The sequence below is a fragment of the Rhodococcus sp. EPR-157 genome (assembly GCF_001647195.1).
Lineage (GTDB): Bacteria > Actinomycetota > Actinomycetes > Mycobacteriales > Mycobacteriaceae > Rhodococcoides.
This window is the reverse complement of sequence record NZ_LVCV01000193.1, coordinates 1-5,924: the sequence shown is the minus strand read 5'-3', so window position 1 is coordinate 5,924 and position 5,924 is coordinate 1. Positions and strand designations below refer to the sequence as shown.

Annotated in this window: 9 protein-coding genes; 5 read left to right on the top strand and 4 right to left on the bottom strand. The window is 62.2% G+C overall.

The genetic code is table 11. The annotated features are described in order from the left end of the window. The coding region (locus A2J03_RS09075) for a hypothetical protein (RefSeq protein ID WP_068372434.1) at positions 1 to 1,044 on the bottom strand (1,044 nt) is incomplete at its 3' end. Between the two features lie 291 nt (positions 1,045 to 1,335). Between A2J03_RS09075 and A2J03_RS09070 the strand changes: the two genes are divergently transcribed. Continuing rightward, positions 1,336 to 2,661 carry a barstar family protein gene (locus tag A2J03_RS09070; RefSeq protein WP_156520282.1) on the top strand — a complete coding sequence of 442 codons (1,326 nt, stop codon included), beginning with the start codon at positions 1,336 to 1,338 and terminating at the stop codon, positions 2,659 to 2,661. 24 nt (positions 2,662 to 2,685) lie between these two features. Here A2J03_RS09070 and A2J03_RS09065 read toward each other — a convergent pair whose 3' ends face one another. The 3 genes from A2J03_RS09065 to A2J03_RS09055 form a co-directional block, all read right to left on the bottom strand. Next, positions 2,686 to 2,910 (bottom strand): hypothetical protein, encoded by a 225-nt coding sequence (locus A2J03_RS09065; protein ID WP_068372431.1) that lies wholly within the window; start codon positions 2,908 to 2,910, stop codon positions 2,686 to 2,688. 177 nt (positions 2,911 to 3,087) lie between these two features. Continuing rightward, the gene (locus A2J03_RS09060) at positions 3,088 to 3,570 is read right to left on the bottom strand and encodes a hypothetical protein (protein WP_231912453.1); all 483 of its coding nucleotides are present in this window, start codon (positions 3,568 to 3,570) and stop codon (positions 3,088 to 3,090) included. Between the two features lie 184 nt (positions 3,571 to 3,754). Then, a complete protein-coding gene (locus A2J03_RS09055) occupies positions 3,755 to 3,976 on the bottom strand; it encodes a hypothetical protein (RefSeq protein ID WP_068372425.1) in 222 nt (73 codons plus the stop codon). 59 nt (positions 3,977 to 4,035) lie between these two features. On the opposite strand from A2J03_RS09055, the gene A2J03_RS31585 reads away from it, so the two are divergent. From A2J03_RS31585 to A2J03_RS09040, 4 genes are all read left to right on the top strand, one after another. After that, the gene (locus A2J03_RS31585) at positions 4,036 to 4,524 is read left to right on the top strand and encodes a hypothetical protein (protein WP_231912452.1); all 489 of its coding nucleotides are present in this window, start codon (positions 4,036 to 4,038) and stop codon (positions 4,522 to 4,524) included. Positions 4,525 to 4,626: 102 nt separating this feature from the next. Beyond that, on the top strand, positions 4,627 to 5,055 hold the full coding sequence (locus tag A2J03_RS31580; RefSeq protein WP_231912451.1) for a hypothetical protein: 429 nt from the start codon (positions 4,627 to 4,629) through the stop codon (positions 5,053 to 5,055). A 100-nt stretch (positions 5,056 to 5,155) separates the two neighbouring features. Then, positions 5,156 to 5,533 carry a hypothetical protein gene (locus A2J03_RS09045; RefSeq protein WP_068372422.1) on the top strand — a complete coding sequence of 126 codons (378 nt, stop codon included), beginning with the start codon at positions 5,156 to 5,158 and terminating at the stop codon, positions 5,531 to 5,533. Further along, a partial coding sequence (locus tag A2J03_RS09040) for a hypothetical protein (RefSeq protein WP_068372419.1) occupies positions 5,530 to 5,924 on the top strand: 395 nt, incomplete at its 3' end. The genes A2J03_RS09045 and A2J03_RS09040, both read left to right, overlap by 4 nt.

Genomic DNA, 5,924 nt, shown 5'->3' with positions numbered 1-5,924 from the left:
TGCCGTCCAACCGTATTCGGCGACGATAGGCACGGTGACCACGATCGGTGTGGTCACCGCGATCGTCACCGCGGGCGCGTTCGTCGGCAGCAACGATGCGTATGCCAGTCCGACGGCGAACGGCAACACGAGGTTCACGACGTCGAACTGCGCTACGAAGACCCCGGTAGCAGCAACCACTGCCAACAGCGCGAATGCCAACAGTGGCGAAGGCCGACGCCACCCGATCACGATGCCCGACAACAGCAATGCGACGAACAACAACGCGGTCGACATCGTCAGGGAGTCCAAGGCCGTAGCCGCGAGGAACGCCAACGCCGCGAGTATCACCGCCCCTGTCATTCCACGTAGTGCGAACGCCGCACCGACGAGCAGCGGTATGACGGCCAGCCCGAGGAGCCATCGCCCCTGCATCGCACCCACGGACCCGAGTGAATTCACCGCGCGCACAAACAACCAATACAGAACGAGTCCTGCAATCGGAACGACGGTTCCTACCAACACCATCCGCCCGGTCCCCCAAGTGCGCACCGGTAATTCACCGAATACGCGGGTCCAGAGTGCAGCGATCAACAGGATTGCGAGCACACCGAGGATGAACAGCAGCGGTGTCTGCGATGATCTGGTCTGTTCGACTGGCCCGACCGTGACCATTCCCGACAGAGCTCCGAACACCAATGCACACTGCAGAGTCCGACGCTCGCCGGCGAGCGCTGCACAACCTCCGAGAATCAGCCCTCCCGCAATTCCCCGCAGCTGCAACTGTCCCGTGTACATCATGACCGACGCTATGGCGAGCACCACGATGCCGAGTCCACCTGCGGCCAAGGCCATCTGCGACCGCTGTGCGGCTGTGGCGACGACAACTGCAACGATCGCGCCGAGAGCCGCCGCCGATACTTGGCTGTCGAATAAGACATCGAGGCGATCGCCGCCGGCGACGAAAGCGAAGTTGCGGGATACCGTCGTCGTCAGGGCCCACACGGCGGCGAATGCACCAACGAACAGCGTCAGGTGCGCGAGGGCGCGTTGTGTCCCGGTCATCGAGGTGCCGTTTCGTTCAGGGCGTAGGTTGCCACGCCGTTCACCTTGTCACAGTCACGGCGGCGGCGAGCGAACCCGTGGCGGCGGTTGGTGCGGCTCGCACAGTGGCACGGTTGAGTTCACCCTAGTGCACTTTTCCGCGCCACTGGTGCGGAGCGCCCACGGGCGGGCTGCTGACCGGAACAACTCCACCAGTCGGAGAGACAGTGCGGGGATTGTCCGCACCCGACATCGCCCCGATCCCAAGAACATCGGGGCACCAAGCGCGCTCACTCGTGACATGCTCGGTATATGTCGATGCCCCCATGGCAGGACCAACCAGTCGACCGCGAGTACAAACGCAAGCTCGCTGAGCTGCGAGTGCCGCTTCCACGCTGGTGGCCAGGTCGACTGAACGCGGAGGTTGTCGGTGGCGATCCAGACACCGGTGCCGTGATCGTGCATCTGCCATTCGAGGGAAATCCCTACCTGGCGCGAGTGCCAGCCGAAGGTCCAGCGGGAGGGAACACCGCTCCGGCAATGTCCGAACTCGACCGCACGCTCACACGGTACGAGTGGATCGAGGGCGACTGGAAGTACATCGTGTTCAGCAGCGACTACCTCTCCTACGAAGATCTCGCACATATCAAGCTGTCGATGCGATCGATCTCGCTCGAAACATCGAGCCGCTCTGCCCCTTTCGATCCCACTGACCAAGAGCTGTTCGACCTGCAAACACAGGGCTTCGACTGGCAACTCCTCCAGAACGGAATTGTCCATAGGTACAAAGACCGGTTCAGCCTCGACACCGCCTGCGGACATCTCTCCGACCTCGACTACGTCGTCCACACCTTCGACGCCGCGTCATGGCACAGCGTCCCGGACATGCACACGGACTTCGCCGCGACGATGTCGTTTCCGGACTACTACGGTCGAAATCTGGACGCACTGGACGACGTTCTCAGCGACGTCGGCCGCTACAGCTATGGCAGCGAAGCCGATTCTGCAGGAACGGTTGTGGCGATAGCCGACTACGATTCCTTCTTGCGACTCGACCGACGCACAGCGCTCGCTGTACTCGACATCTTCGCGGGTCAGGCACGTCTGGCGGCCTTGTACGGTCACGCCATGTTGTGTTTGATCGAATCCACGGACAGTGACCTCGGTCGTGTCGGAGGGTCGAGTGTTCTGGGCGCGACGGTGTCCGAGTTCCCACCCGATCCAACCGAACCGTTCGACGAGTCGGTGGTCATCGAATTCAGCTTTCAGTTCTATGCGACGGACGCCGAAGCAGAAAAATACGCTGCCGATCTGTGTTCGGCAGTCTCACCCATACTCGATCAGGTTGTGCGTTATCAGACTCGTCTTGCAGTGACATCCGAGCGTTCCGGTCAATCCGACAAGCGGCATTCCAGTTCCGGACGAGAACGCCGGCCTGGACAGAAGCTCTTCGACATCAGTGTAGGAGTGCGAGGGCGGGGCGATCGCTACGTGCTCGGCGAACAAGTCTTCCATGCGGTCACCGCAGCCAAGCTGCCGTTCGAGCAGATGACCGAGACACCGTTCGGCGGTCCCTACGTGGCAGACGCCCTGGAAAGATACCCAGCCCTCTCGTGTGCCACAGATCCCACCGGATGAATCAACCGAACTCCCGGACAATCATCACCGAGTGTTTCGCGTTCGACGGCGCTCTGAAAGCCAGAAGTATCCCTCGAAGCCGACGAACGCCACGCACCCCACTGCTGCTGCCGACCAATGCGAAACGTCCAATCGAAGTATCAGTACGGCTTCGGCTGGGAACAACGCCAGCAAGAACAGTCTCCACCAGCGGTCCTTGCGGCGGGCGTGCACGTCGATAGGAGCCAAGGTGTAGTCGACTGGCCGCATGGGTTCCACCGTTCCACCGTTCCACCGTTTCACAGATGGTCCAGCAGCGCGATACTCACCTGCGAGTCTCCGGTGGCGGCTCCGCCGCCAGTGGCACGGTTAAGTTCACTCTGATGCACTTATTCGTGCCACTGGCGCGGAGCGCCACACCCCGCCGAGCCCGTGACGTAGCCGGCGTCAGGACGATCGTTCGCGGCGCCCGTTCAGCCACACACCGCGGACGAGCATCAGCACACCCAGACTCAAACCCCAACCTATTTCGGACAGTATGATTCCCACAGCGGACTGGCCGGTGACATCGGTGCTGGCGCTGACAGTGAACGCGGTGGTGAATCCCGCCGTCGTACCCGCCGCAGCGGCCAAGCCACCCGCCATCGCCCACCGGGACAGGTGCGCCGCCGCGAAGCACACAAGCACCACCGTCGCTCCGCACGCGAGAACTTGCCACGTAGGGAACGCATTCGGCGCAGGAAGTCCCGGACCTCGAACCTCTCCTCGTTGATCGGCCGACCAACTCAGCCAGCCCGCGCAGGCTAAGAAGCCAAGAAGAAACGCGATCGCTCCTGTAGCCCACAACCCGAAGTTGCCAGTACCGGTCCGCGCAGATCGCTCCGACTGCAGAACCAATCGGATGACCACCACCCCGATCAACGTGGGCACACCCACGAATATGAAAACGAGCCATAAAAACTGAGACCAGGAAAATGTGGAACCCACTGTCGACGCGTAATTCCACTGATCTCGCATAGTGTTCACACTGTCACGGTTGCCCCGTCCAGCACCGAACGACCCTTTCGGTCACTCAGAGTGACCTAAGTAGACATTCGGTCACATTCGACCGCAGTCACGGCGTCTCACCGTTCGCCCACGCCTCGATCCAGTCGACGGACTCGTCGGGCAGCTCGTAGAGTCCGTCGTCGGACTTCTCTGCCCACCACCCGGGTTGACCGTCGTGGGCAGCGGCGATATCCGCGCTGACCTCGGGATCCAACGGCTCACCGTTGTGCTCGACGAGCCAATCCCGTGTCTCGTCGCGGAGCTTCGGCCACCACTGTGCAATGTCCATGACACGACTATCCCGCCGGGCCGGTCCCCGCACAACCCACGTCGAGATAGCGTCGACGGATGGACATGGTCACGCTCGTTCTCGGATCACCGCGAGGACGCTTCTTCTGCGCGAACGTCGCATATGCGTGCAGCGCCGACGACCGAGCGGCCGACTACAACCGACCCCGTGCACCCGCGGACGTGCTCGAGGTGATCGAAGGCGTCGACGTTCGTGCAGTGTCCGAACTATCCGAACGCGACATCCTCGAAGCGCTCGCGTTCGCAACGGACTTTGCACGCTACTGGCAACCGCCGGACGAAGAGGACATCTGGTTCGCCAGGCAGGATGTCCTGACGGCATTGCGCCCGATAGCGTCCGCAGTGTTGGAATGCCCGCTGACCCGATGGTGGTCCGACCCGGTCGACCTCGCCAATCAGCGGATGGTTGCGCACCGTATTTCGGGCGTTGAATGGCCGGAATCGACGACGCCCTATCGCAGCACGGATGCCGCACTGGGCCGATGGCGCGAACACGTCCTCGAGGGCGAGTCCCGCTTCCGTCAGTGACGAATCAAGCGACCGGACAACAGGATCGGCGGAGAGTGGTGGTCGATACCATCGCCCAGCGCAGCTAGGGAGACCAGCCGAGCTCGGGATTGGCTGGGCGCGTTGAGCTTGATCCTGGAGGAGGACTCGTCGAGCATGGGCGAGGCCCGAGTATGGGCGGTTACCGTCCACGGAACCCCTCGGGTCTACGAAATCGACAAACCCACAGCCTGGGCACAATTGGTCGACGCATATCCACTGGCTGTACCCGATTCCAAGCGATCGGACTGGCTCGACACCACCGGCGAAGTGCACAACTGGTTCATCCCGGACTGGGCTGCGGTTGCCCACGATTTCGACGGCGTCCACCTCACCCTGCACGGCTACCTCACTACCCCGGGCATCGCAATACCGTTGCAGAACAACGACGGTGCGACCGTGCTCGCCGGTTTCGACCCGGACACGACGTGGTGGCTCAATGTCGATGCCGTGCACATCGAGGACGAACCCACCCTCTGGCGTGTCGACGACGAGCACTGGGTGAGGGTCTGAACGACCCCAACGATTCACAACGCTTCCGTTCGTTTACAACGCAAGTGCGTGTTGTAAACGAACGGAAGGTGTGTAAGTCGGTCGATGGCATGCTGGACTCATGGCGAAGCGGAAGTGGTACGACAACGAGTTCCTGAACAAATGGGGCTGGGTACTCCTCGTGGGGTGCTGGGCCGCGTTGGCCGGGCCCGATGTGGTCGAATCCGTGATCAACGATCCGTCCGCCTGGGACATCGCGAAAGCACTCGCATGGCTGCTGGCAATCGTGGCCGTCGCAACCAGCAATGTGCGACGGCGCCCATTGCCCGAGCGAATCGACCCGGCCACCGTTCCATCCGATGACGTTGCCGGCGCGATCGCTGATACGCCGTCGCGAGTCGGTGCAGTCAAGCTGCTGCGGGAACGAAACCCTGGTCTGGGACTCAAGGATGCGGCGGACCTCGTCGATGCATCGGACACCGAACGCGAGGGTCGATGAACTGGCAGGACTTCGACTGCGTAGAAGAGTGGGAGCTCCCGCTTGTCCCGTCGTCGGGAGAGGGCGCTCCGACGCACATCGTCGACGCGTGCGGCGCAGTCGGTCGCGACCTTCACCACCGTAGGTACGGACCAGACGTGGACATCGCTGCTGCAGTGTGGACCATCTCGCTGCACGAGGAGGGCAACTGTCACGTCGGTCTCAGACCAGGCGCTCGACACTCGGTGCCGAATGCGTATCCGCTACATTCATTCTCGTTCGGTGGAACCCACATCGATCAGGCACTCGAAACCGCCACTGTCACTATCGCCGACGCGGTTCAGGGCGAGCTCGCGGGCTATCCGCCGCACATTCAGTGGCCGATAGAGGAGAAGCGCTTGCTACTCCCTAC

Excerpts from the sequence above, each read along its gene's own strand:
- A2J03_RS09055 (WP_068372425.1), bottom strand. The coding sequence starts at position 3,976 with ATGGACATTGCACAGTGGTGGCCGAAGCTCCGCGACGAGACACGGGAT.
- A2J03_RS31585 (WP_231912452.1), top strand. The coding sequence starts at position 4,036 with ATGGACATGGTCACGCTCGTTCTCGGATCACCGCGAGGACGCTTCTTC.
- A2J03_RS09070 (WP_156520282.1), top strand. The coding sequence starts at position 1,336 with ATGTCGATGCCCCCATGGCAGGACCAACCAGTCGACCGCGAGTACAAA.
- A2J03_RS09045 (WP_068372422.1), top strand. The coding sequence starts at position 5,156 with ATGGCGAAGCGGAAGTGGTACGACAACGAGTTCCTGAACAAATGGGGC.
- A2J03_RS09065 (WP_068372431.1), bottom strand. The coding sequence starts at position 2,910 with ATGCGGCCAGTCGACTACACCTTGGCTCCTATCGACGTGCACGCCCGC.